Source organism: Pseudomonas bijieensis (assembly GCF_013347965.1).
Classification (GTDB): Bacteria; Pseudomonadota; Gammaproteobacteria; order Pseudomonadales; family Pseudomonadaceae; genus Aquipseudomonas; species Aquipseudomonas bijieensis.
The window spans coordinates 4,724,725-4,750,748 of the sequence record NZ_CP048810.1; the positions used below are offsets into that span (position 1 = coordinate 4,724,725).

General features: G+C 62.2%; 16 protein-coding genes. 14 read left to right on the forward strand and 2 right to left on the reverse strand.

Annotation, left to right across the window (positions count from 1 at the left end; all coding sequences use genetic code 11):
• The 8 genes from dgcA (at position 1) to GN234_RS20760 (ending at position 14,836) form a co-directional block, all read left to right on the forward strand.
• Positions 1-2,061 (forward strand): dimethylglycine demethylation protein DgcA, encoded by a 2,061-nt coding sequence (gene dgcA, locus GN234_RS20725; protein ID WP_109755047.1) that lies wholly within the window; start codon positions 1-3, stop codon positions 2,059-2,061.
• Positions 2,062-2,230: 169 nt separating this feature from the next.
• The gene (dgcB, locus tag GN234_RS20730) at positions 2,231-4,180 is read left to right on the forward strand and encodes a dimethylglycine demethylation protein DgcB (protein ID WP_176688993.1); all 1,950 of its coding nucleotides are present in this window, start codon (positions 2,231-2,233) and stop codon (positions 4,178-4,180) included.
• The gene (etfA, locus tag GN234_RS20735; RefSeq protein WP_109755045.1) at positions 4,180-5,400 is read left to right on the forward strand and encodes an electron transfer flavoprotein subunit alpha; all 1,221 of its coding nucleotides are present in this window, start codon (positions 4,180-4,182) and stop codon (positions 5,398-5,400) included. The genes dgcB and etfA overlap by 1 nt, the downstream gene beginning before the upstream one ends.
• A 15-nt stretch (positions 5,401-5,415) precedes the next feature.
• Positions 5,416-6,186: an electron transfer flavoprotein subunit beta gene (gene etfB, locus GN234_RS20740; RefSeq protein ID WP_176688994.1), complete on the forward strand. Its 771-nt coding sequence runs from the start codon at positions 5,416-5,418 to the stop codon at positions 6,184-6,186.
• Between the two features lie 332 nt (positions 6,187-6,518).
• On the forward strand, positions 6,519-7,085 hold the full coding sequence (locus GN234_RS20745; protein WP_176688995.1) for a GNAT family N-acetyltransferase: 567 nt from the start codon (positions 6,519-6,521) through the stop codon (positions 7,083-7,085).
• A 998-nt stretch (positions 7,086-8,083) separates the two neighbouring features.
• Positions 8,084-11,536, forward strand: coding sequence for a GMC oxidoreductase (locus GN234_RS20750; protein ID WP_176688996.1), 3,453 nt, complete (start codon positions 8,084-8,086; stop codon positions 11,534-11,536).
• A gap of 159 nt (positions 11,537-11,695) precedes the next feature.
• Positions 11,696-13,564: a c-type cytochrome gene (locus GN234_RS20755; protein ID WP_176688997.1), complete on the forward strand. Its 1,869-nt coding sequence runs from the start codon at positions 11,696-11,698 to the stop codon at positions 13,562-13,564.
• 27 nt (positions 13,565-13,591) lie between these two features.
• Complete coding sequence (locus tag GN234_RS20760; RefSeq protein WP_109755041.1) at positions 13,592-14,836, forward strand: metallophosphoesterase; 1,245 nt, start codon at positions 13,592-13,594, stop codon at positions 14,834-14,836.
• Positions 14,837-14,944: 108 nt separating this feature from the next.
• On the opposite strand, the gene gbcA is transcribed toward GN234_RS20760, so the two are convergent.
• Positions 14,945-16,240, reverse strand: a complete 1,296-nt coding sequence (gbcA, locus tag GN234_RS20765; protein WP_109755040.1) for a glycine-betaine demethylase subunit GbcA — start codon at positions 16,238-16,240, stop codon at positions 14,945-14,947.
• Between the two features lie 284 nt (positions 16,241-16,524).
• Here gbcA and gbcB point away from each other — a divergent pair, with 284 nt between their 5' ends.
• Positions 16,525-17,625 carry a glycine-betaine demethylase subunit GbcB gene (gene gbcB, locus GN234_RS20770; RefSeq protein ID WP_060743118.1) on the forward strand — a complete coding sequence of 367 codons (1,101 nt, stop codon included), beginning with the start codon at positions 16,525-16,527 and terminating at the stop codon, positions 17,623-17,625.
• A 212-nt stretch (positions 17,626-17,837) separates the two neighbouring features.
• On the opposite strand, the gene GN234_RS20775 is transcribed toward gbcB, so the two are convergent.
• On the reverse strand, positions 17,838-18,878 hold the full coding sequence (locus GN234_RS20775) for a threonine aldolase family protein (protein WP_109755038.1): 1,041 nt from the start codon (positions 18,876-18,878) through the stop codon (positions 17,838-17,840).
• Between the two features lie 195 nt (positions 18,879-19,073).
• Between GN234_RS20775 and GN234_RS20780 the strand changes: the two genes are divergently transcribed.
• The 5 genes from GN234_RS20780 to GN234_RS20800 all read left to right on the forward strand — a co-directional run bounded on the left by GN234_RS20780 (position 19,074) and on the right by GN234_RS20800 (position 25,977).
• Positions 19,074-19,778, forward strand: a complete 705-nt coding sequence (locus GN234_RS20780; RefSeq protein WP_176688998.1) for a TraX family protein — start codon at positions 19,074-19,076, stop codon at positions 19,776-19,778.
• A gap of 315 nt (positions 19,779-20,093) precedes the next feature.
• Entirely contained in the window at positions 20,094-21,347 is a 1,254-nt protein-coding gene (glyA, locus tag GN234_RS20785; RefSeq protein WP_047228145.1) for a serine hydroxymethyltransferase, read from the forward strand.
• A 21-nt stretch (positions 21,348-21,368) separates the two neighbouring features.
• Entirely contained in the window at positions 21,369-22,619 is a 1,251-nt protein-coding gene (locus GN234_RS20790; RefSeq protein WP_109755034.1) for a sarcosine oxidase subunit beta, read from the forward strand.
• A gap of 14 nt (positions 22,620-22,633) precedes the next feature.
• Complete coding sequence (locus tag GN234_RS20795) at positions 22,634-22,963, forward strand: sarcosine oxidase subunit delta (RefSeq protein WP_109755033.1); 330 nt, start codon at positions 22,634-22,636, stop codon at positions 22,961-22,963.
• On the forward strand, positions 22,960-25,977 hold the full coding sequence (locus GN234_RS20800) for a sarcosine oxidase subunit alpha (RefSeq protein ID WP_176688999.1): 3,018 nt from the start codon (positions 22,960-22,962) through the stop codon (positions 25,975-25,977). Before GN234_RS20795 ends, GN234_RS20800 begins: the two co-directional genes overlap by 4 nt.
• The last annotated feature ends 47 nt before the right edge of the window (positions 25,978-26,024 follow it).

Consider the following 26,024-nt stretch of genomic DNA (forward strand, 5'->3'; position numbering starts at 1 on the left):
ATGGCTTTTGAAGCAATGTTCCAGCCGATCCAGATCGGCAAACTGACCATCCGCAACCGCGTGCTCAGCACCGCCCACGCCGAGGTCTACGCCACCGACGGCGGCATGACCACCGACCGGTACGTGAAGTATTACGAAGAAAAGGCCAAGGGCGGCATCGGGCTGGCGATCTGCGGTGGCTCGTCGGTGGTCGCCATCGACAGCCCGCAGGAATGGTGGAGTTCGGTGAACCTGTCCACCGACCGCATCATCCCGCACTTCCAGAACCTGGCCGACGCCATGCACAAGCATGGCGCCAAGATCATGATCCAGATTACCCACATGGGCCGGCGCTCGCGCTGGGATGGTTTCAACTGGCCGACCCTGATGTCGCCGTCCGGCGTGCGTGAGCCGGTGCACCGCGCCACCTGCAAGACCATCGAGCCGGAAGAAATCTGGCGGGTGATCGGCAACTACGCCCAGGCGGCACGGCGTGCCAAGGCCGGTGGCCTGGATGGCGTCGAGCTGTCCGCCGTGCACCAGCACATGATCGACCAGTTCTGGAGCCCACGGGTCAACAAGCGTACCGACGAATGGGGCGGCACCTTCGAAGGCCGGATGAAGTTCGGCCTGGAAGTGTTGAAAGCCGTGCGTGCCGAGGTCGGTGACGATTTCTGCGTGGGCATGCGCATCTGCGGTGACGAGTTCCACCCGGACGGCTTGTCCCACGAGGACATGAAGCAGATCGCCAAGTACTACGATGACACCGGCATGCTGGACTTCATCGGCGTGGTGGGCTCGGGTTGCGACACCCACAACACCCTGGCCAACGTCATCCCGAACATGAGTTATCCACCGGAGCCGTTCCTGCACCTGGCCGCCGGTATCAAGGAAGTGGTCAAGGTCCCGGTCCTGCACGCGCAGAACATCAAGGACCCGAACCAGGCCACGCGGATCCTGGAGGGCGGTTACGTCGACATGGTCGGCATGACCCGCGCCCATATCGCCGACCCGCACCTGATCGCCAAGATCAAGATGGGCCAGATCGACCAGATCAAGCAGTGCGTCGGCGCCAACTACTGCATCGACCGCCAGTACCAGGGCCTGGACGTGCTGTGCATCCAGAACGCCGCGACGTCCCGTGAATACATGGGCGTGCCGCACATCATCGAGAAGTCCACCGGGCCGAAACGCAAGGTGGTGGTCGTTGGTGCCGGCCCGGCCGGGATGGAAGCGGCGCGTGTGGCCGCCGAACGTGGGCACGACGTGACCCTGTTCGAGAAGAAAGAATTCATCGGCGGGCAAATCACCACGGCCTCGAAGGCTCCGCAACGGGACCAGATCGCCGGTATCACCCGCTGGTTCCAACTGGAGCTGGCGCGGTTGAAAGTCGACCTGCGCCTGGGCGTGGCGGCTGATGCGGCGACCATCATGGACCTGCGTCCAGATGTGGTGGTACTGGCTGTCGGCGGGCATCCGAACCTGGAGCAGAACGAGCACTGGGGCGCCGCCGAAGGGCTGGTGGTCAGCAGCTGGGACGTGCTCGACGGCAAGGTCGCGCCAGGCAAGAACGTGCTGGTCTACGACACCATTTGCGAGTTCACCGGCATGTCGGTGGCCGACTTCCTCGCCGACAAGGGCAGCCAGGTCGAGATCGTCACCGACGACATCAAGCCGGGCGTGGCGATTGGCGGGACGTCGTTCCCTACCTACTACCGCAGCATGTACCCCAAGGAAGTGATCATGACCGGGGACATGATGCTGGAGAAGGTCTACCGCGAAGGCGACAAGCTGGTGGCGGTGCTGGAGAACGAATACACCGGTGCCAAGGAAGAACGCGTGGTGGACCAGGTGGTGGTGGAAAACGGCGTGCGGCCGGACGAAGAAATCTACTACGCGCTCAAGGAAGGGTCGCGCAACAAGGGCCAGATCGACGTCGAAGCCCTGTTCGCGATCAAGCCCCAACCGTGCCTGGAGCAGAGCGGCGAGGGCTACCTGCTGTTCCGCATCGGCGACTGCGTGGCCCAGCGTAATACCCACGCTGCCATCTACGACGCCCTGCGGTTGTGCAAGGATTTCTAACGGCTTGTGGATAACCCTGTGGGAGCAAGGCTTGCCCGCGAAAAATGCGACGCGCAGCATCTGACTGACCGAGTCGACTGCATCGCGGGCAAGCCTTGCTCCCACAGGAATCGAGCAAGACATCCAGGTTTCTGTGCCTGCAAGACCTGAGGTCTTTGGGAGCTTCACCATGCTGAACACCCTTCTTCCCATCCTGCTGTTCGCTGCCCTGGGCCTCGCGGTCCTCGGCGCCTTGCGGCGGGTAAACATGTGGCGCCGGGGCCGACCGGCCAAGGTCGACCTGATCGGCGGCCTCTTCGCCATGCCCAAGCGCTACATGGTGGATTTGCACCATGTGGTGGCGCGGGACAAATACATTGCCAATACCCACGTGGCCACGGCCGGTGGTGCGGTGGCGTCGGTGGTGCTGGCGATCCTGGTCCACGGCTTTGGCCTGCATAACCGCTGGCTCGGCTACGCGTTGCTGTTGATGTCGGCGGTGATGTTCGTCGGTGCGATCTTCGTCTACCTGCGTCGACGCAATCCGCCGGCCCGTTTGTCCAAGGGACCGTGGATGCGCCTGCCGAAAAGCCTGCTGGCCTTCTCGGCGTCATTCTTCCTGGTGACCCTGCCGGTGGCGGGCATCCTGCCGGAGAACTTCGGCGGTTGGCTGGTGGCGGCGATCCTGGGTGTCGGTGTGCTGTGGGGCGTCTCGGAATTGTTCTTCGGCATGACCTGGGGCGGGCCGATGAAGCACGCCTTCGCCGGGGCCCTGCACCTGGCCTGGCACCGCCGTGCCGAGCGCTTTGGCGGTGGCCGTTCCACCGGTCTCAAGCCGCTGGACCTGAACGACCCCGCCGCACCGCTGGGTGTGGAAAAACCCAAGGACTTCACCTGGAACCAACTGCTGGGCTTCGACGCCTGCGTACAGTGCGGCAAGTGCGAAGCCGCCTGCCCGGCCTTTGCCGCCGGCCAGCCGCTGAACCCGAAGAAACTCATCCAGGATATGGTCGTCGGCCTGGCCGGCGGCACCGATGCGAAATTCGCCGGCAGCCCGTATCCGGGTAAACCGGTGGGCGAACACAGCGGCAATCCGCACCAGCCCATCGTCAACGGCCTGGTGGACGCCGAGACCCTGTGGTCTTGCACCACCTGCCGGGCGTGCGTCGAGGAATGCCCGATGATGATCGAGCACGTCGATGCCATCGTCGACATGCGCCGGCACCTGACCCTGGAAAAAGGCGCGACGCCGAACAAGGGCGCCGAGGTCCTGGAAAACCTCATCGCCACCGACAACCCGGGCGGCTTCGCCCCGGGCGGACGGATGAACTGGGCGGCGGACCTGAACCTGAACCTGCTCAGTGAGAAGAAATCCACCGACGTGCTGTTCTGGGTTGGCGACGGTGCTTTCGACATGCGCAACCAACGCACCCTGCGCGCCTTTGTCAAAGTGCTCAAAGCCGCGAAAGTCGACTTCGCCGTGCTTGGCCTCGAAGAACGCGACAGCGGCGACGTGGCCCGGCGCCTGGGTGACGAAGCGACCTTCCAACTGTTGGCCAAACGCAACATCCAGACCCTGGCCAAGTACAGCTTCAACCGCATCGTCACCTGCGACCCCCACAGCTTCCACGTGCTGAAAAACGAATACGGCGCCTTCGATGGCAACTACCTGGTGCAACACCACAGCACCTACCTGGCGGAAATCATCGACGCCGGCGCGCTGAACCTTGGCCAGCACAAGGGCGACAGCGTGACTTATCACGACCCGTGCTACCTGGGCCGCTACAACGGCGAATACGAGGCGCCGCGCCAAGTACTGCGTTCGCTGGGTATCGAGGTCAAGGAAATGCAGCGTTCCGGTTTCCGCTCCCGTTGCTGCGGCGGTGGCGGCGGTGCGCCGATCACCGACATCCCGGGCAAGCAGCGGATCCCCGACATGCGCATGGAAGACATCCGCGAAACCGGTGCCGAGCTGGTGGCCGTGGGTTGTCCACAATGCACCGCGATGCTTGAAGGTGTGGTCGAACCTCGACCGATGATCAAGGACATCGCCGAACTGGTGGCCGATGCGCTGCTGGAAGACGCGGCCCCGAGCAAGCCCGTGGTCCCAGCCAAACGTGAACCCGCGGAGGTGCATTAATGAGCGACATCATCCGCCGCGACCCTCGCGCCGAGTGGATCGCCCGCAACCGCCTGCACCCGTTGCATGCGGCCATGCAACCGGTACAGCACAGCTGGATGGGGCCCAACGGCGTCATTCGCAAGAACGTTCATGGCGTCGGTTTCATCGGCCCCAACGGCATCAAGCGCATCGACCGTAGCGGTGCCCAGCAGGGTGGTGCGACCAAGCGTACCGCCGCCACCGAAGTGCAACTGCCGCTGCATCAAGTACCGCAACCGGCGTTCCACATTTGTGTCGTTCCGGACATGGTCGGTGGCCGTCTCAGCAGCCACGACCGCGACCTGTTGGGCCTGGCCCATCAGCTTGCCGGCGCGGAAGGCGCGGTGCTGGCGGTGGTGTTCGGCGAGCACAAGGAAAACGCCTTCGCCACGGCCGGTGTCGACCGCTTGCTGGTATTGGAAGGCGAGGAATTCAGCGGTTATGCACCGGAACAACGGGTGCAAGGCCTTCGGGCTGTGGATAACCAATTCAACCCACGCCATTGGCTGCTGCCCGACAGCCGCACCGGTGGCGGCGAACTGGGCCGGCGTTTTGCCGCGGCCCTGGGCGAACGCCCGGCGACGCGGGTCTGGCAGGTCAAGGGCGAGGAATGCATCGGCCGTGCCGGCGCGGGCCTGCAAGACTTGGCCCGACCCTTGGCGCGCTTGATCCTGGCAGCGGCCGAATGCGCCGAGCCGGTCAGCGAAACCCGTCACGAAGCCCTGCCGGTGGAGTTATCCACAAGCGTGGCGCGCAGTTTGTCGCGCATCGAGGATCTTGGCGCGGTGGCGGTGGACCCGGGGGCGATCCCAATGGCCGAGGCCGAGTTCATTTTCTCCGGCGGCAACGGGGTCAAGGACTGGGAGCTTTTCCACAAGACCGCTGCGGCCCTGGGCGCTACCGAAGGCGCTTCGCGGGTGGCGGTGGACGACGGCTTCATGGCTCGCGACCGTCAGGTCGGCGCGTCCGGCACCTGGGTCACGGCGCGGGTCTACGTGGCCGTGGGGATTTCCGGGGCGATCCAGCACCTGCAAGGTATCGGTGCCTGCGACAAAGTGGTGGCGATCAACCTCGACCCGGGCTGCGACATGATCAAACGGGCAGACCTGTCGGTGATCGGCGACAGCGCGGCGATTCTCCAGGCCTTGATCGCGGCGGTAGAGGCTTACCGCAACGAAGCCAAGCGCGATGCGGCTTAAGCTAAGGATTCAATCATGAGTACTCAAGTGATCAGCCTGGTGTCCATCGGCGCTCACCCCACCTCCGGTCGGCCCCGCCGTGCCGAACAGGACGCCCGGGCCGTGGAGCTGGGCCTGCAACTGGCCGGTAGCGACCTGCAAGTGCTGCACGCAGGCGACGTGGCCGAACCGGCCCTGCGGGCTTACCTGGGCATGGGCCTGGACGAACTCCACGTCCTGGAAAACCCCGTCGGCGCTGATGCGTTGCCAGCCCTGACTGACTACCTGCGTGACGCCGGCGCCCAAGTGGTGCTCACCGGCAGCCAGGCGGAAACCGGCGAAGGCTCGGGCATGTTGCCGTTCCTGCTGGCCGAGAATCTGGGTTGGCCGCTGGTGGTTGGGCTCGCTCAGGTCGAGTCCATCGACGGCAGCGTGGCCTTGGTGCTGCAAGCCTTGCCGCGTGGGCAGCGCCGACGCCTCAAAGTGCGCCTGCCGTTTCTGGCCACTGTGGATAACGCTGCGCCAAAACCTCGGCAAAGCGCCTACGGCCCGGCCCGGCGTGGGGCGTTGCATGCCGAGGAAGTCGAAGTGATCGACGACACCCTGCTGGCGGTGGCAACCCTGCAACCGGCCAAACCACGGCCCAAACGCTTGAAAGTGATCAAGGCCAAGAGCGGCGCCGACCGCATGAAAGCTGCCACGGCCAAGGCCAGTGGCGGAGGTGGGCAAGTGCTCAAGGGCGTGAGCGCGGAGGCGGGGGCCGAGGCGATTCTCAAGTTGTTGGTGGAGGAAGGGGTGGTTCGCTAAATCCAGGCTCACCACAAACCCTTGTGGGAGCAAGCCTGCTCGCGATAGCGGTCTTACATTCACATCCATGTTGACTGGCATGGCCTCATCGCGAGCAGGCTCGCTCCCACAAGGTGTTGCGGTTTTTACCCACAATCCCTGTGCGCGCCTCTGTGGATAACCTGTTCGGACCTACCCGGACACCGCGCCAATCAGGCCTTTCGAGCCTTCGCTTAAAAAACGATCAACCTGACCTGCCGCAACATCCAGCCATAAAACCGCTGTCCCGACGTGTTGCCGCGCCTCAAACCTGCGCGTAAGAAAACCGCTTGTCAGCCAAAGGAGCCATATCAATGGAAGTTGAATTTCGTCCAGCCTTGCCCACGGATACCCGGGAGATCGCTCGTTTGTTCCGGATTTCCTCAGAGGGCGCATCGGATTACATCTGGAGCCAATTTGCGGAGCCAGGGCAGGACTTGCTGGACGTGGGTGCTGCTCGTTATGCCCGCGAGGATGTCGATTTTTCCTATCAGAACTGCCTTATCGCAGAAGCCGGCGGACGGGTCATCGGCATGATGCATTGTTATGTGACACGTGATGATCCGCTGGCGACTCCCACCACCGATCCGATCCTGGCGCCCTACGCCGACATGGAAGTCCCCGATACCCTCTACATTTCAAGCCTGGCCCTGCATGAAGGCTGGCGCAACAAGGGCCTCGGCGCGCGCTTTCTCGAACGGGCGCAACAGCGGGCCGATCAACTGGCGCTCAACGGCCTGAGCCTGATCGACTACGCCGCGAATACCGGCGCCCGCCGGTTCTATGAGCGCCATGGCTTTGGCATCGTCAAGACCTGTCAGGTTGTCCCGCATCCAATGATTCGGGTGACGGGGGAGGCGTACCTCATGCATCGGCCTTGAGACCCCACAGGTGGATTGCTTACCCACAATCCCTGTGTGCGCCTCTGTAGATAACCTGTTCGCCCCTCGCTGCACCCCATGCAAATCAGGCCCTGCAGGCCTTCGCTCAAAAAACAGTCAGCCTAACCCACGGTTTTTATTGGTTTTTATCTGTGAGTAAGAGGCCGTTCCAGCACCAACTTGCCCCCAATCTCTGTTGGCGCTTCTGTGGATAAGATGTTCGCTCTACGCTGCAAGCCATACGGGCCGGGGCGTTCAGTGGGTTGATCATAAAATGATCGATTGGCCGTTTTTATCAGGAAAACCCCGGGAAAACCCCGCTTTACAAGCCGTCCAAAGGGTTTTCCACAGAATCGTCAAAATTACCCCCAAACACTGTTGGCGCTTCTGTGGATAAGGTGTTCGCTCACCTCTAAAGGCCTCGTTGGGCAAGGCTTGCAGGCAATTGATCAAAAAACAACCGGCAGCCCGGAAAAACCATCATTGTCCATAAGTCACGGTTTTTATTCACTTTGTCGCTGAAAAAATACCGGACATACCCACACTTGTCCCCATTTGCTGTGGGTGGTCGTGTGGATAACTTGTTCGCCGAACGCTACAAGCCACGGTTTGCATAGCGCAAATCGCGATAGATCAAATTTCATACAGTTCTAAGGCACACCCTTGACGAGGGTCTGTCGGCTGTCTTCACTTCCATGGCACAAGGACATCGCACTTTATCCACATCAGGTTCAGGGAGAACACATGATGGATAGCAAGGCCCCCCGTTTGCACCCGCTCTCACCGGTGACCTGTGTCCCGGCATCTCCCACCTCTTTACATAAACGCATTCATCGACGCGCCGCCAATCAGCGTGCGCGTCTATAGCGCCCGGGTTTTCCCCCTGTAGCACCGCTGACTGCCGCCGGACCCTGCAAGGGACGGTGGCCAGGCGTTCGTGCGCCTGTCGATTTGCAGGCAACCGCAGAGTTGCCCCATCTGCCTGAGAGGACTTGAACATGACACGGATCTCGACCCCCATCAGTGATATCCAGGAGCACTACGACGTGATCGTCATCGGTTCCGGCTACGGTGGTGGCATTGCTGCCTCGCGCCTGTCCAGGGCCGGGCGCAAGGTCTGCCTGCTGGAGCGTGGCCGGGAAATCCAGCCCGGCGAATACCCCAACACCCTGGTGGCGGCCACCGAGGAACTGCAAGTCCACGACCCGGATGGGCACATCGGTTCGCGTACCGGGCTGTTCGACCTGCACGTCAACGCCCAGCAGAACGTGGTGGTCGGTTGTGGCCTGGGCGGCACTTCGCTGATCAATGCCAACGTTGCGCTGGAGCCGGAGCCCGGTGTGTTCGAGGACCCGCGCTGGCCCCAGGCGGTGCGCGAACACCGCGACACGCTGCTCAAGGACGGCTACGCCCGGGCCCGGGAGATGCTCAAGCCCAATCCTTATCCGGCTTCGCAGCCGAACCTGCCCAAGCTCGACGCCCACAAGAAGTCGGCCGACTACCTCAAGCAAGGCGCGCATTTCTACAAGCCGCCGATCAACGTGACCTTCGACAAGCTGCCCAACAACCTCAACCACGTCGGCGTCGAACAGTTGCCCTGCAATGGCTGTGGCGATTGCGTCTCGGGCTGTAACAACAAGGCCAAGAACACCACGCTGATGAACTACCTGCCGGATGCCTGGAACCACGGCGCAGAGATTTTCTGCCAGGCCGAGGTGCGGCACCTGGAACGCGACGGCGATGGCTGGATCGTGCACTTCCAATACCTGGACAGTGGCCGCGAGATGTTCTCGGCGCCGACCCTGTTCGTGCGGGCCGATATCGTGGTGGTGTCCGCCGGTACCCTGGGTTCCACCGAAATCATGTTGCGCTCGCGAGACAAGGGCCTGTCGATGTCCAGCCAGTTGGGCGAGAACATGAGCGGCAATGGCGACATCCTCGGTTTCGGCCACAACTGCGACCAGGTCATCAACGGCATCGGCTTTGGCGCCCATTCGGCCAAGGAGCTGGAACCGGTGGGACCGTGCATTACCTCAATCATCGACATGCGTACCGAAGGCGACTGGCGCAGCCGCATGGTCATCGAGGAAGGTTCGATTCCCGGTGCCCTTGGCTCAGCCATGGTGCCGAGCATGGCGGCATTCGCCGGGATGATCGGCGTGCCCACCGATACCGGCTTCGGTGCCAGCCTCAAGTACAAGGGCCGGGAAGCCGAGAGTTTCCTGCGCGGCCCCTACCATGGTGCGCTGCATAACATGCAGACCTACCTGATCATGAGCCATGACAACGCCAAGGGCCGCATGCTGCTCGATAACAAGGACCAACTGCGCATCGATTGGCCAGGCGTCGGCGAACAGGAAAACGTCACCCTCGGCAATGAACGCCTGCACCAGAGCACCAAGGCCCTGGGTGGGATCTGGGTCGAGAATCCGATCTGGACCAAGCTGCTCAAGCACAGCATCGTCTCGGTCCACCCGTTGGGCGGTTGTGTGATGGGCGAAGATGCGACGCAAGGAGTGGTCAACCACAAGGGCCAGGTGTTCAGTGGCGCCAGCGGTACCGATGTCTACCCAGGCCTGTACGTGAGCGACGGCGCAGTGATCCCGACGTCCCTGGCGGTCAACCCACTGTTGACCATCTCGGCGGTGAGCGAGCGCAACATGGGACTGCTGGCGGCGGATCGGGGCTGGATCATTGACTACACGCTGCCCTCGGCCCCGAGTAAACCCGTGGCGGCGCCGACACTCGGCGTGCAATTCACCGAAACCATGAAGGGCTACTTTTCTACCGCCTTCACCCAAGCCCAGGGCACCGACCTCAGCCTGTACGAAGCGGCGGCCAAGCGGGGCAAGGCCGACAACTCGCCGATCGAATTCACCCTGACCATCACTGCCGCCGACCTCAATCGCCTGATCAAGGAACCGGAGCACGCCGCGACCCTGGTGGGCACCCTCGATGCACCGCTGCTGTCGTCGCAGCCGCTGGTCGCCAGCAACGGCGTATTCAATCTGTTCGAGCAGTACCAGGAGCAGGTTGGCGTGCGGCACATGAACTACGACATGAAGCTGACCGCCGAAGACGGCAGCGATTATTACTTCAGCGCCTTCAAGACCGTGCCCGAGGACAACGGTGTGCTGAACATCTGGCACGACACCAGCACCCTTTACGTCACGCTCTATCGCGGGACGGACAAGACCGGCGCGGTGATCGGCTCCGGGGTGATGCACATTCTGCCGGCCGACTTCGCCAAGCAGATGACCACCATGAAAGTGCTCAACGCCCGTAACGAGCGTGAGCGTGTGGAGGCACTGGCGCGGTTCGGCAAGTTCTTCGCCGGGATCCTGTGGGAAAGCTACGGCGGGGTTTTCGCCGGCGACGTCTACTTCAACCCGGATGCGCCGCCCCGCTTGAAACGGCCGTTGGTTGCGCCGGCACCGGTGGTGCATTTCTTCCAGACCGAAGACAACGTCGAGTTGCGCCTGACCCGTTACCAGGCCGGTACCAAAGGCCCGGTGATGTTGGTCCATGGCCTGGGCGTGGGCTCGAATATTTTCTCCACCGACACCATCCACACCAACCTGCTGGAGTACCTGTGCAAGTACGAGTACGACGTCTGGCTGCTGGATTTGCGCGTGAGTATCCTGCTGCCGGCCAGCAAGCATGAATGGAACGGCGACCAGGTGGCCCAGTACGACTTCAAGGCCGCCATCGAGCAGATCCAGCAAGCGACCCTGGCCCGTGACGTGCAGTGCGTGGTGCATTGCTATGGCGCGACGACGTTCTTCATGTCGATGCTGGCAGGCTTGCAAGGGGTGCGTTCGGTGGTTTGCTCGCAGATCGCCGCCGACACGGTGGTCGCCACCGCCACCGGGTTGAAGGCCGGTTTGCACTTGCCGGGGATGCTCGATGCCATCGGCATCAAGTCCCTCACGGCCTACGCCGACACCAAGGAAAGCTGGTTCAACAAACTCTACGACAAGGCCCTCAACGGCTATGCCCGGATCGAGGCCCAGGGCTATTGCACCAACCCGGTCTGCCATCGCATCACCTTCATGTATGCGTCGCTGTACCGCCACGACACCCTCAACGAAACCCTGCACGACAACCTGCATGAGTTGTTCGGCGAGTCGAACATTCAGACCTTCGAGCACCTGGCGCTGATCGTGCGCAAGGGGCATCTGGTGGACTTCAAGGGCAATGACGTCTACATGCCGCATTTCGATCGGCTGAAGCTGCCGATCTGCTTCATCAGCGGCGCCGACAACCAGTGCTACCTGCCGCAAAGCACCCTCAAGACCTACGAGCGACTGTGCGAGATGCATGGCCCGCAGTTGTTCAGCCGCCATGAAGTGCCGGGGTACGGTCACATCGACTGCATGTTCGGCAAGGATGCGGTGGTGGATGTGTATCCGATCATCCTTGGGCACCTGGAGAAGACCGCGTTGGGCTGAAGTCGCGACTGACCCGTGGCGAGGGGAGCTTGCTCCCGCTCGGCTGCGAAGCAGTCGTCGCTTTTGAAGTCTTGGGGGCCGCTACGCGGCCCAGCGGGAGCAAGCTCCCTCGCCACATGGGTTTTGTGGCGAGTCAGGAATAAGGAAAAAAGGATGCCCATGAACACTTACATCCGCTGGTTCCAACGCATCATCTGGGTCGGGATTGTCATGAACATGTTCTTCGCGATCCCGGCGCTGTTCGCGCCGGCGTTGCTGACGTCCATGATCGGCCTGCCACCCGTATTGTCCGATCCCTGGCTGGAGAACGCCGGCATGTTGCTGGTGGGGATCAGCCTGTTCTACATGCCCTCGGGGTTCAACGCGCCACGTTTCGTGGTGCATTCGTGGTTGTGCGTGCTGTCGCGGCTGGTGGCGGTGGTGTTCTGGATCTACCTGATCAACACCAACAACCAGGGCTCGTTGTTCGTGCCGATGTTGATGGGCGACCTGAGCATGTTCCTGATCCTGGGCGTGCTGTTGTACCTGGGCAGCCCGAAGGTCAATCGTCCGCTGGCCTTGCTTTGCGCCGGGTGGCGGGAATGGCGCGCCGGTTGGGCGCTGCGCTGGCAGAGCCACGGATTCAAGGTCGGCACGTTGCTGGTGGTAGCGCTGCTGGGTTTCATTGGCTACCAGACCTGGTACCAGATGATCCGGGAAGTGCCGCAACCGGACTTCGCCTCAGACGAAGACCATTACAAATACGCCGCCATCGGCCTGGGCATCGAGGCGCGGATTCCCTATTACCTGTTTGCCGTACTGCCGCAGATGTGCCCGGAAAAACTGCCCAAGCCGGGCGGTTACGAGGTGTTCGGTTTCCTCTATGAAAACGGCAACGACCTGCCCATCGGCATGGCCAAGCGGCAGCTCGGCTACCCCACCGTGGAGCCCAACTGCGCTCTGTGCCATACCGGTTCCTACCGGGCCAATGCCAGTGACGTAGCGATTCCGGTCGCCAGCGCGCCGGCCAATACCTTGCAACTGCAAGCCTTCCAGTGGTTCGCCTACGATTGCGCCAGCGACCCGAAATTCACCCCCGATGCGGTCATGGCGGCGATCAACAGCAAGTTCCAACTGGGGTTTTTCGAAAAGCTCTACAACCGTTACCTGATCATCCCGATGGCCAAGAGCGCGCTGCTCAAGCAGAAGCAGTCCTACGCCTGGCAGAAACTGCGTCCGGCCCAAGGCCCTGGGCGGACCGACACCTTCAACCCGACCAAAATGGTGGTGTTCGGCTTCCCGGATGACTCCACCATCGGCACCGTGGATCTGCCGCAGGTCTGGAACCAGAAGCCCCGCGAGTCGATGTACCTGCATTGGGACGGCAATAACAACAAGATCCACGAGCGCAACTACGCAGCGGCCATGGCCGTGGGCGCAACGCCGGAATCGGTGCTGCCGCCGAGTTTCAACCGGGTGACCAACTGGCTGCTGGGCCATAAGGCCCCGGCCTGGCCGTTCGCCCTGGACCAGGCCAAAGTCGCCCAAGGTAAGCCGATCTGGGAGAAAAACTGCGCCGGCTGCCATGACTTCGGCAGCAGCGACACCGGCCAGGTCACTACCAACATCGACCAGTTGGGCACCGATCCCCATCGCCTGAACTCCTTCACCACGGGCTTGGTGGCAGCGTTCCACGGCTTCAAGAAACCACCGTTCGACTTCGGCGCCTACCGCAAGACCCAGAGCTACAGCAACACGCCTACCGACGGCATCTGGCTGCGTGCGCCGTACCTGCACAATGGCTCGGTGCCGACCCTGTGGGATCTGCTGCAAGCGCCGGAACAACGTCCGCAGGTGTTCTACACCGGCTCCGACATCTACGACCAGGAGAAGGTCGGCTTCATCACCAGCGGCGCGCAAATGAAGGCGTCGGCGGATTTCAAATACGACACCCGCCTGGAAGGCAACCACAACGGCGGCCACCTGTATGGCACGCAGCTGTCGGACGTCGACAAGCGAGCCCTGATCGAATTCATGAAGACCCTGTAGCCCGGGGCATTGCGAAGGAGCGTCCACATGTCATTACTGCACCATTGGGAACATGAGTTCGACAAGGTCAAGGTCCGCCTGCACGGGTTGGTCACGCGGCTGGAAATGTCCTGGCAGAAACTCGTCAACGAGCTCGAACCCGAAGAGTTCGAGGCCATCGTCAAGCTGCTGCAGCGAGGTCACGACCAGGCGCAATACGTCATCAAGCATGGTGAGCTGCCGGACGATGAACCGGCCGTACCGTGGGAACTGGCCCATGGCTTGTCGATCCTCAAGATCGGCAATCCCAGCCCCTTGCCGCAAACCGTCGCCGAGCTCCCTACTCAGGTACTCAAGGACGGCACCTTGCTCGGCTGTCGCAAATGGGAACTGCTGGACCTGTTGTGGAGCGAGGCGCTGCTCAAGTGGATCGAGAACCTGCGCCATCACGCAACGTTCGCCACCAACCCGGCGCTGGTGAAAATGGACAGCGACGTGGTGCTGGCCATTGCCGGCGACTGGGGCACCGGGCCTTTCGACAGTCACGCACCGGCGGTGGCCGTGGCCAATCAGATGCAGCTGGCCGAGGCCGATTTCACCATCCACCTGGGCGATGTGTATTACGCCGGGACCCATTCCCAGGAAGACGTCGACATGGCCGGCTGGCCCCAGGGCAAGCAGGGCTCGTTCACCCTCAACTCCAACCATGAGATGTACAGCGGTGCCCACGGTTATTTCAAGGAACTGGCCAAGCGTTTCCCGGTGCAACAAGGCACCAGCTACTTTGCCTTGTACAACGACGACTGGCTCGTGGTCGGCCTGGACACTGCCTATGCCTCGGACGCCATGAACCTGTACATGGACGGCACTCTCAATACGCAGCAGATCGAGTGGATGAAAACCCTGCCCAAGCGCAAGAAGCTGATGGTGCTCAGTCATCACCAGGGCTTCGATATTTCCGGGCACAACAAGACTGCACTTTACCAACCGGTGTGCGACGCCCTGGGGCGCGAGCCGGATTACTGGTATTGGGGGCATCTGCACAACGGCATCTGCTATGCGCCGCAAGGCGGATTGCATGCGCGTTGCGCTGGGCACGGGGCGATTCCCTATGGCACCACCAGCGAGCTGAACGGGCATGTGCGGGTGTTGTGGTCGGAAACCCAGTTGGCGGGAGACGAGGCGTATCCGCTGCGGGTGTTGAATGGGTATGTGAAGGTGCAACTGAAGGGGGAGGAGATTGTCGAGACGTTTTATGGGGAGGATGGTTCGGTGCGGTGGTCTTCACAGTAATCGGGTGAATGGGAGACCGCTATCGCGAGCAGGCTCGCTCCCACATTTGATCTTCGGTGTGCCAAAGATCCCTTGTGGGAGCGAGCCTGCTCGCGATGCTTTTAGTTGTCAGCCCTGGACTGGAACACCCTTGAGGTAAGGTGCCGGTTCGGCCCCGAGGTTGTTGAGCATGCGCTCGCTGTACCAGTCGACGAAGTTCACCACGCCGAACTCATAGGTCTTGGAGTACGGGCCTGGCTGGTAGGCGGTGGAGTTGATACCGCGCTGGTTTTCTTCGGCCAGGCGACGGTCCTGGTCGTTGGTGGCGTCCCAGACCTGGCGCATGCGTGCCACGTCATAGTCCACGCCTTCGACCGCGTCCTTGTGCACCAGCCACTTGGTGGTGACCATGGTTTCCTGGGCGCTGATCGGCCACACGGTGAACACGATGATGTGGTCGCCCATGCAGTGGTTCCACGAGTGCGGCAGGTGCAGGATGCGCATCGAGCCCAGGTCCGGGTTCTTGATGCGCCCCATCAGCTTGGCGCAGCCCTGCTTGCCGTCCATGGTCATCGACACGGTGCCCTTGAGCAGCGGCATGCGCACGATGCGGTTACGCAGGCCGAAACTGGCGTGGGCGTAAGGGATCTTCTCGGCTTCCCAGGCGGCGGCGGAAGCGGCCACATGGTCCTTGAACGCCTGGTCGGCGCGTGGGTCGGTGACGTCGTCCCATTCCAGCAGGGTCTTGAGCAGTTCCGGGTGCGAACCGCCGCAGTGGTAGCACTCGCGGTTGTTTTCCAGCACCAGTTTCCAGTTGGCCTTTTCCATCAAGGTGGTTTGCACCGCCACCTTGGTGTTCTCCATGTCGTACGGTTCCATGTAATGGTTCAGCGTCGACAGGAAGTCATCGATGGCCGGCGGGTTCTCGGCCAGGCTGATGAAGATGTAGCCGCCAGAGGTCTTCACGTTCACGGGCTTGAGGCCGTACTGCTTCATGTCGAAGTCGGCGCCCATCTCGGTACCGGCGAACAGCAGACGACCGTCCAGCTCGTAGGTCCACTGGTGGTAATGGCAGACCAGCTTGGCGACCTTGCCCTTGTCGCTGGTGCACAGCCGCGAACCACGGTGGCGGCAGACGTTATGGAAAGCATGCACCACGCCGTCGGCGCCACGAATGACGATGATCGGGTTCTTGCCGACTTGCAGAGTCAGGTAGTTGCCCTTGGCCGGGATTTCGCAAGTCATGCCGGCGATCAACCACTCTTTCTGGAAGATTTCCTGCATGTCGATATCGAACAGGCGCTCATCGGAGTAGAACGGTTGTGGCAGCGAGAAGGTGCGCTCGCGCTCCTGCAGCATCTGTGCGGTGGCCTTGCGTGCGGGTTCCAGCGGATCGCCCAGGCTCAGGGTGGTGGTGACGTCCATCGTTTTATCCTCATGGCCCTCTACGTGACCATCAAAAAAGTGGCTGATCGGTTGTGCTACGCAAGGCAGAAAATTGTGTTTGTCTGTTGAGGCGAGTGTGGGGCCGCGCAGGGGCGCAACCTTATCCATGGGCGACATGGCCCAATCTGTTCCCGACGCGCTAGCCCCGGTAGTTGGGGGCTGGTCGCGATAAGTATGTGAATGTCGCAGATAGGTAAATGGTCACCCAGGCGCCTGCGCACAATCGCCATCATGAAGGCCGGCAGTCGGCCGTGGAGATCAGCATGTCCAATAATTTCCTGAACCCGGTCACGACCCAGACCTGGGCCAATGGCCGACATATCGTACGTTGCGTCAAAGTCATCCAGGAAACCTGGGATGTGCGCACCTTCTGCTTCATGGCCGACCAGCCGATCATGTTCTTTTTCAAGCCGGGGCAGTTTGTCACCCTGGAGCTGGAAATCGAAGGCCAGCCGATCATGCGCTCCTACACCATCTCCAGCTCGCCGTCGGTGCCCTACAGTTTCTCGGTGACCATCAAGCGCGTGCCGGGGGGCAAGGTGTCCAACTGGTTGCACGACACCCTGCATGAAGGCCAGGAGTTGGCGGTGCACGGGCCGGTGGGGTTGTTCAACGCCATCGATTTCCCGAGCCCGAAAGTCCTGTACCTGAGCGGTGGCGTGGGGATCACGCCGTGCATGTCCATGGCGCGCTGGTTCTACGACACCAACGCCAATGTCGACATGACCTTCATCCACAGCGCCCGCTCGCCCAAGGACATCATCTATCACCGCGAGCTGGAACACATGGCGTCGCGGATCGACAACTTCAGCTTGCACCTGATCTGTGAAAAGCATGGCCTGGGCGAGCCCTGGGCCGGGTATCGCGGTTATCTGAACCACAAGATGCTGGAATTGATGGTGCCTGATTTCCTCGAGCGCGAAGTGTTCTGCTGCGGCCCGACCCCTTACATGACCGCGGTCAAGCGCTTGCTGGAAGCCGCCGGCTACGACATGAAGCGTTACCACGAGGAATCCTTCGGCGCCACACCACCAGAGGCCCGTGCCGACGCGGTGGAACAGGCCGAACAGGCGGCTGACGCTCCGGAAGTCGATGCGGCGGACCTGCACCTGGTGGAATTCACCTCCTCGGGCAAGAGCATCCGCGTGGGACCGGGAGAAACCGTACACGCCGCCGCCGCCAAGCTCGGCATGATGATCCCCAAGGCCTGCGGCATGGGCATCTGCGGCACCTGCAAGGTGTTGAAGCTGGGCGGGGAAGTGGAAATGGACCACAACGGCGGGATCACCGAAGACGACGAGGCCGAGGGTTACATCCTGTCGTGCTGCAGCGTGCCGAAGGGGGATGTGCGGATCGAGTTTTGATCAGCACTCTCACTGGTGGGCGCTGAAGATCTTGTGGCGAGGGGATTTATCCCCGTTGGGCCGCGAAGCGGCCCCAAGGCAGTCAATTCGGTTAACCTGATACACCGCATCCGCAGGTTTTAGGGCTGCTTCGCAGCCCAGCGGGGATAAATCCCCTCGCCACAGATAGACCTCTTCCACAGATGGGCTGGGCAGGCTTTGAGCCTGTCTTCCTAGCCCGCCATCACTTCCCGAATATCCGCCGCCAATTCCCTTACCCGCGCCTCTTCCGTGTCCCATGAACACATGAAGCGTGCGCCGCCCTTGCCGATGAAGGTGTAGAAGCGCCAGCCCTTGGCGGTCAGTGCGGCGATGGCTGGCTCCGAGAGTTGCAGGAACACGCCGTTGGCCTGGACCGGGAACATCAGTTCCACGCCGGGAATGTCGCTGACCAGTTCCGCCAGCAATTGGGCGCAGTGGTTGGCGTGGCGGGCGTGCTTGAGCCAGGCCTGGTTCTGCAGCAAGCCGACCCAGGGCGCGGAGAGGAAGCGCATTTTCGAGGCCAGTTGCCCGGCCTGTTTGCAGCGATAGTCGAAATCCACGGCCAGGTCATGGTTGAAGAACAGGATCGCTTCGCCCACCGCCATGCCGTTTTTCGTGCCGCCGAAGCACAACACGTCCACGCCGGCCTTCCAGGTCAGGTCCGCCGGGGAGCAGCCGAGGAAGGCGCAGGCGTTGGAGAACCGCGCGCCGTCCATGTGCAGGTTCAGCCCCAGTTCCTTGCAGGTGACGCTGATGGCGCGGATTTCATCCGGGGTGTAGACGCTGCCGACTTCCGTGGCCTGGGTCAGGGTCACGACCCGTGGCTTGGGGTAGTGGATGTCCTGGCGCTTGAGGGCGATCTCGCGGATCGACTCGGGGGTCAGCTTGCCGTTTTCGGTGCGCGCCACCAGCAGCTTGGAACCGTTGGAGAAAAATTCCGGTGCGCCGCATTCGTCGGTTTCGACGTGGGCGGTTTCCGAGCAGATCACGCTGTGATAACTCTGGCACAGTGAGGACAGCGCCAAAGAGTTGGCCGCCGTGCCATTGAACGCGAAGAACACTTCGCAGTCGGTTTCGAACAAGGCCCGGAAATCATCCGCCGCGCGGTGGGTCCATTCGTCGTCGCCGTACGCGCGTTGGTGACCCTGGTTGGCTTCTTCCATGGCCGCCCAGGCTTCGGGGCAAATGCCGGAATAGTTGTCGCTGGCGAACTGTTGACTCTTGTCGGTCATGGCCTTGCTCCTGATATAGAGAGTCCTGGATAAAGAGATCCCTGGCGGAACGCCCGGATGGGGCGTTCCAAGGTTCGGCGTGCTTGGGTCCACAGCGCCGTGGTCGATACTGGTGCGCACTTTACCCAAGATTAGCGAGGGAACACACCGGATGTTTCTGTCAGGAAATCACAAGGTCATCGAGTCGCTTTACTCATGAGCAGGCGTGACGGTGCCTTGGACCTGCTCAAGTGGTTGGCGCTTTTGTCGATGGTCTTCGATCATCTGCGATATGTCGGTTTTTCCGTCGATTGGCTCTATGTGCCGGGGCGGTTGGCGTTCCCATGGTTCTGCTTGGCGATGGCGGCGAACCTGGCGCGCAGTGGTGCCAGCGCTGCTCCATGGCGGTACTTGGGCTGGCTGCTGTTATTCAGTGCCGTCAGCGAGATCCCCTACCGCTTGTTCATTCCCGACCCTTCCACGCTGAACGTCATGCCGACGCTGGTGCTCGGGTTGCTTGTGGCGCGTTGTTGGCAAACGCCCACCCTGGAAGCCCGATGCCTGGCCGTGGCGGCGTTGCTGCTGGCGGCGCTGTTTTCGTCGAAGCTGATGTTCGGTTTCTTTGGTGTGTTGCTGCCGCTGGCGATGCTGCTGGTCTTCAGGCGTCCCTTGTACATGGCCTTGTTGCCGGGGCTGGTTTGCGTGGCGGCCAACCAATGGCGGGTGTTGTATGGCGCGGCATGGCTGGGGGATGGGGTGGCGTTTTGGGGATTGGTGGCTTGCCTGATCGCGCCATGGCTTGGGTTGATGCTTTTGCGACACGCGAGTCGTTTTCATCCGCCGGCGATGCGGCGCTGGGCCTACGGTCTGTATCCCGCGCATTTCCTGATATTGCTCGCGGTTCGCCAGATCGCCGCATAGCCCTGTGGGAGCAGCATTTTGGGAGCAAAGCTGTGGGAACAATGCCTGTGGGAGCAAGGCTTGCCCGCGATGAAAGCGACGCGGTCTCCCATGAACCGAGGCGCCTGGATCGCGAGCAAGCTTTGCTCCCACAGTGCTATCCCGCAGCCCTTGCTCTCCGACTCTTTGAGCGCATGTCGTAAACGCACCTTTGCGTGGCGTCCATAGGCATTTGACCTGCCTGCGCCAGCCATACCATCGCATCCAAAGGGCACGACCGAACGGTCCGTGCCTCACCGAGACGAAAGGCGCACCGCCGCCGCTGGGAGAGACGCGATGTTCAGCAAGCAAGACCAAATCCAAGGCTACGATGATGCACTGCTGGCGGCGATGAACGCCGAAGAGCAACGCCAGGAAGATCACATCGAGCTGATCGCGTCAGAGAACTACACCAGCAAGCGCGTGATGCAGGCCCAGGGCAGCGGCCTGACCAACAAGTACGCCGAAGGCTATCCGGGCAAGCGCTACTACGGTGGCTGCGAGCACGTCGACAAAGTCGAAGCCCTGGCCATCGAGCGCGCCAAACAACTGTTCGGCGCCGATTACGCCAACGTCCAGCCGCACTCCGGGTCTTCGGCCAACAGCGCCGTGTACCTGGCCCTGCTGCAGGCTGGCGATACCATCCTGGGCATGAGCCTGGCCCACGGCGGTCACTTGACCCACGGCGCCAAAGTGTCGTCCTCGGGCAAGCTCTACAACGCGGTGCAATACGGCATCGACACCACCACCGGCCTGATCGACTACGACGAAGTCGAGCGCCTGGCGGTCGAGCACAAGCCGAAGATGATCGTGGCCGGTTTCTCCGCTTACTCCAAGACCCTGGATTTCCCACGCTTCCGCCAGATCGCCGACAAGGTCGGTGCCCTGTTGTTCGTCGACATGGCTCACGTCGCGGGCCTGGTCGCCGCTGGCCTGTACCCGAACCCGCTGCCGTACGCCGATGTGGTCACCACCACCACCCACAAGACCCTGCGCGGTCCACGTGGCGGCCTGATCCTGGCAAAGGCCAACGAAGAGATCGAGAAGAAGCTCAACGCCGCGGTATTCCCCGGCGCCCAGGGCGGCCCGCTGATGCACGTGATCGCCGGCAAAGCGGTGTGCTTCAAGGAAGCGGCGGAGCCAGGCTTCAAGGCCTATCAGCAGCAAGTGATCGATAACGCCCAGGCCATGGCTGGCGTGTTCATCAAGCGCGGCTACGATGTAGTGTCCGGCGGCACCGATAACCACCTGTTCCTGGTCAGCCTGATCCGTCAGGGCCTGACTGGCAAGGACGCCGATGCCGCCCTGGGCCGCGCCCACATCACCGTCAACAAGAACGCCGTGCCGAACGACCCGCAATCGCCGTTCGTGACCTCGGGCCTGCGTATCGGCACCCCGGCGGTGACCACCCGCGGCTTCAAGGTTACCCAGTGCGTCACGCTGGCCGGCTGGATCTGCGACATCCTCGACAACCTCGGTGATGCCGATGTCGAGGCCAACGTTGCCCAGCAAGTAGCGGCCCTGTGCGCGGACTTCCCGGTTTATCGCTGAGTCGGTTTTGGAGTAATGACTATGCAACGCTATTCGGGCTTCGGCCTCTTCAAACACTCTCTCAGCCATCACGAAAACTGGCAGCGGATGTGGCGCACGCCGACGCCGAAAAAAGTCTACGACGTGGTCATCGTCGGCGGTGGCGGGCATGGCCTGGCGACCGCCTACTACCTGGCCAAGGAACATGGCATCACCAACGTGGCCGTGGTCGAGAAGGGCTGGCTGGGCGGCGGTAACACCGCGCGCAACACCACCATCGTGCGTTCCAACTACCTGTGGGACGAATCGGCCCATCTGTACGAACACGCGATGAAACTCTGGGAAGGCCTGTCCCAGGACCTGAACTACAACGTGATGTTCTCTCAGCGTGGCGTCTACAACCTGTGCCACACCCTGCAGGACATCCGTGATTCCGAGCGTCGCGTCAGCGCCAACCGCCTCAACGGCGTGGACGGTGAATTGCTCACCGCCAAGCAAGTGGCCGACGAGATCCCGTACCTGGATTGCTCGAAAAACACCCGCTACCCGGTGATGGGCGCCACCGTCCAGCGTCGCGGCGGCGTGGCCCGTCACGATGCCGTGGCCTGGGGCTTTGCCCGGGCGGCGGACGCGTTGGGCGTGGACCTGATCCAGCAGACCGAAGTGATCGGTTTCCGCAAGGAAAACGGCGTATGCATCGGTGTGGAAACCAACAAAGGCTTCATCGGCGCCAAGCGCGTCGGCGTGGTGACCGCCGGTAACTCCGGGCACATGGCCAAGCTCGCGGGCTTCCGCCTGCCGATCGAATCCCACCCGCTGCAAGCGCTGGTGTCGGAGCCGATCAAGCCAATCATCGACAGCGTGATCATGTCCAACGCCGTGCACGGCTACATCAGCCAGTCCGACAAGGGTGACCTGGTGATCGGTGCCGGTATCGACGGCTACAACGGCTACGGCCAGCGTGGTTCGTACCCGGTGATCGAGCACACCATCCAGGCCATCGTCGAGATGTTCCCGGTGCTGTCGCGGGTGCGCATGAACCGCCAGTGGGGCGGCATCGTCGACACCACGCCGGACGCCTGCCCGATCATCTCCAAGACCCCGGTGCCGAACATGTTCTTCAACTGCGGTTGGGGTACCGGCGGCTTCAAGGCCACCCCGGGCTCGGGCAACGTCTTCGCTGCAAGCCTGGCCAAGGGTGAAATGCACCCACTGGCCGCGCCGTTTTCCATCGACCGTTTCCACAACGGTGCACTGATCGACGAACACGGCGCTGCTGCCGTCGCCCACTAACAGGAGAAATCCCTATGTTGCACATCTTCTGTCCTCACTGCGGCGAACTGCGCTCCGAAGAGGAATTCCATGCATCCGGCCAGGCGCACATCCCGCGTCCGCTGGACCCCAACGCCTGCACCGACGAGCAGTGGGGCGACTACATGTTCTTCCGCGATAACCCGCGCGGCCTGCACCACGAGCTGTGGATTCACGCCGCCGGTTGCCGCCAGTACTTCAACGCGACTCGCGACACCGTGACCTACGAGATTCTCGAAACCTACAAGATCGGCCAAAAGCCGCAATTCACCGACAAGGCTGACAGTCCGAAAGCGGCCGCACAGGCTCTGGGAGAGAAGGTATGAGCCAGATCAATCGCCTGTCCAACGGCGGACGGATCGACCGCAACAAAGTGCTGAGCTTTACCTTCAACGGCCAGACCTACAAAGGTTTCGAAGGCGATTCCCTGGCCGCTGCACTGCTGGCCAACGGTGTCGACATCATCGGTCGCAGCTTCAAGTATTCCCGCCCGCGCGGCATCTTCGCCGCCGGTGCCGAAGAGCCGAACGCGGTGCTGCAGATCGGCGCCACCGAAGCCACGCAAATCCCTAACGTACGTGCCACGCAACAGGCGCTGTACCAGGGTCTGGTCGCCACCAGCACCAACGGCTGGCCGAACGTGAACAACGACATGATGGGGATTCTCGGCAAGGTCGGCGGCAAGCTGATGCCGCCGGGCTTCTACTACAAAACCTTCATGTACCCGCAATCGTTCTGGATGACTTACGAGAAGTACATCCGCAAGGCCGCAGGGTTAGGTCGCTCGCCGACCGAGAACGATCCGGACACCTACGACTACATGAACCGTCACTGCGACGTGCTGATTGTCGGCGCCGGCCCTGCTGGCCTGGCCGCCGCATTGGCTGCGGCCCGCAGCGGCGCGCGGGTGATCCTGGCCGACGAGCAGGAAGAGTTCGGCGGTAGCCTGCTCGATTCTCGCGAAAGCCTGGATGGCAAGCCGGCGACCGAGTGGGTGGCCGCTGTTGTTGCTGAACTCAAGTCGATGCCGGACGTGGTGCTGCTGCCACGCGCCACGGTCAACGGTTATCACGACCATAACTTCCTGACCATCCACGAGCGCCTCACCGACCATCTCGGTGACCGTGCGCCAATCGGCCAGGTCCGCCAGCGCATCAACCGCGTCCGCGCCAAGCGTGTGGTGCTGGCGACCGGCGCCTGCGAACGCCCGCTGGTCTACGGTAACAACGACGTGCCGGGCAACATGCTGGCTGGCGCGGTCTCCACCTACGTGCGCCGCTATGGCGTGGCACCGGGCAAGAAACTGGTGCTGAGCACCAACAACGACCACGCTTATCGCGTGGCCCTGGACTGGTTCGACGCCGGCTTGCAAGTGGTGGCCGTCGCCGACGCCCGCAGCAACCCACGGGGTGCGCTGGTGGAAGAGGCGCGTGCCAAGGGCATCCGCATTCTCACCGGCAGCGCCGTGATCGAGGCTCGTGGCAGCAAGCGCGTCACCGGGGCACGTGTCGCCGCGATCGATGTCCGCGCCCACAAAGTCACCAGCCCCGGCGAGTGGTTGGACTGCGACCTGGTGGCCAGCTCCGGCGGCTACAGCCCGGTGGTTCACTTGGCTTCGCACTTGGGCGGCAAGCCGATCTGGCGCGAAGACATCCTCGGTTTCGTACCGGGCGAAGCACCGCAGAAGCGCGTGTGTGTCGGCGGCGTGAATGGCGTCTACAGCCTCGGCGACAGCTTGGCCGACGGTTTTGAAGGCGGCGTGCGCGCAGCCAGCGAAGCCGGTTTCAAAGCGGTCGAGGGTGTGTTGCCCAAAGCCCTGAGCCGTCACGAAGAGCCGACCCTGGCGCTGTTCCAGGTACCGCACGAAAAAGCCACCGCACGGGCGCCGAAGCAATTCGTCGACCTGCAGAACGACGTCACCGCCGCCGCCATCGAGCTCGCCACCCGCGAAGGCTTCGAGTCGGTGGAACACGTCAAGCGCTACACCGCACTGGGCTTCGGCACCGACCAGGGCAAGCTGGGTAACGTCAACGGCCTGGCCATCGCGGCTCGTTCGCTGAACGTGAGCATCCCGCAGATGGGCACCACCATGTTCCGCCCGAACTACACGCCGGTGACTTTCGGCGCGGTAGCCGGCCGGCACTGTGGGCACATCTTCGAACCGGTACGTTTCACCGCGCTGCATGCCTGGCATGTGAAGAACGGTGCCGAATTCGAAGACGTCGGCCAGTGGAAACGCCCATGGTATTTCCCGAAGAACGGCGAAGACATGCATGCCGCCGTGAAGCGCGAATGCAAAGCCGTGCGCGACAGCGTCGGCCTGCTGGACGCCTCGACCCTGGGCAAGATCGACATCCAGGGCCCGGATGCCCGCGAGTTCCTCAACCGCATCTACACCAACGCCTGGACCAAGCTCGACGTGGGCAAGGCCCGCTACGGCCTGATGTGCAAGGAAGACGGTATGGTGTTCGACGATGGCGTGACCGCCTGCGTCGCCGAGAACCACTTCATCATGACCACCACCACCGGCGGTGCGGCCCGCGTGCTGCAATGGCTGGAGATCTACCAGCAGACCGAATGGCCGGACCTGAAGGTGTTCTTCACCTCGGTCACCGACCACTGGGCGACCATGACCCTGTCGGGTCCCAACAGTCGCAAGCTGCTGAGCGAAGTCACCGACATCGACCTGGACAAGGACGGCTTCCCGTTCATGACCTGGAAAGAAGGCCTGGTGGGCGGCGTGCCGGCGCGGGTGTTCCGCATTTCGTTCACCGGTGAGCTGTCGTACGAAGTCAACGTGCAAGCCGACTACGCCATGGGCGTGCTCGAGCAGATCGTCGAGGCCGGCAAGAAGTATAACCTGACCCCGTATGGCACCGAGACCATGCACGTGCTGCGGGCCGAGAAGGGCTTCATCATCGTCGGCCAGGACACCGACGGCTCGATGACCCCGGACGACCTGAACATGGGTTGGTGCGTAGGCCGGACCAAACCGTTCTCGTGGATCGGCTGGCGTGGCATGAATCGCGAAGATTGCGTGCGCGAAGACCGCAAGCAACTGGTGGGCCTCAAGCCGATCGACCCGAATGTCTGGCTGCCGGAAGGCGCGCAACTGGTGTTCAACACCAAGCAGGCGATCCCGATGACCATGGTTGGCCACGTGACTTCCAGCTATGCCCACAACTCCCTGGGTTATTCATTTGCCATGGGTGTGGTCAAGGGGGGCCTCAAGCGGATGGGCGAGCGCGTCTTCGCACCATTGGCCGACGGCAGCGTGATCGAGGCAGAGATCGTTTCTTCGGTGTTCTTCGATCCGAAAGGCGACCGGCAGAATATTTAACACTTAAGCCCTGTGGTGAGGGGCGTGTGGGAGCAAAGCTTGCTCGC

Bases quoted from the DNA above. Each gene is read 5' to 3' on its own strand.
- dgcA (WP_109755047.1), top strand. From the start codon at position 1: ATGGCTTTTGAAGCAATGTTCCAGCCGATCCAGATCGGCAAACTGACC.
- dgcB (WP_176688993.1), top strand. From the start codon at position 2,231: ATGCTGAACACCCTTCTTCCCATCCTGCTGTTCGCTGCCCTGGGCCTC.
- etfA (WP_109755045.1), top strand. From the start codon at position 4,180: ATGAGCGACATCATCCGCCGCGACCCTCGCGCCGAGTGGATCGCCCGC.
- etfB (WP_176688994.1), top strand. From the start codon at position 5,416: ATGAGTACTCAAGTGATCAGCCTGGTGTCCATCGGCGCTCACCCCACC.
- GN234_RS20745 (WP_176688995.1), top strand. From the start codon at position 6,519: ATGGAAGTTGAATTTCGTCCAGCCTTGCCCACGGATACCCGGGAGATC.
- GN234_RS20750 (WP_176688996.1), top strand. From the start codon at position 8,084: ATGACACGGATCTCGACCCCCATCAGTGATATCCAGGAGCACTACGAC.
- GN234_RS20755 (WP_176688997.1), top strand. From the start codon at position 11,696: ATGAACACTTACATCCGCTGGTTCCAACGCATCATCTGGGTCGGGATT.
- GN234_RS20760 (WP_109755041.1), top strand. From the start codon at position 13,592: ATGTCATTACTGCACCATTGGGAACATGAGTTCGACAAGGTCAAGGTC.
- gbcA (WP_109755040.1), bottom strand. From the start codon at position 16,240: ATGGACGTCACCACCACCCTGAGCCTGGGCGATCCGCTGGAACCCGCA.
- gbcB (WP_060743118.1), top strand. From the start codon at position 16,525: ATGTCCAATAATTTCCTGAACCCGGTCACGACCCAGACCTGGGCCAAT.
- GN234_RS20775 (WP_109755038.1), bottom strand. From the start codon at position 18,878: ATGACCGACAAGAGTCAACAGTTCGCCAGCGACAACTATTCCGGCATT.
- GN234_RS20780 (WP_176688998.1), top strand. From the start codon at position 19,074: ATGAGCAGGCGTGACGGTGCCTTGGACCTGCTCAAGTGGTTGGCGCTT.
- glyA (WP_047228145.1), top strand. From the start codon at position 20,094: ATGTTCAGCAAGCAAGACCAAATCCAAGGCTACGATGATGCACTGCTG.
- GN234_RS20790 (WP_109755034.1), top strand. From the start codon at position 21,369: ATGCAACGCTATTCGGGCTTCGGCCTCTTCAAACACTCTCTCAGCCAT.
- GN234_RS20795 (WP_109755033.1), top strand. From the start codon at position 22,634: ATGTTGCACATCTTCTGTCCTCACTGCGGCGAACTGCGCTCCGAAGAG.
- GN234_RS20800 (WP_176688999.1), top strand. From the start codon at position 22,960: ATGAGCCAGATCAATCGCCTGTCCAACGGCGGACGGATCGACCGCAAC.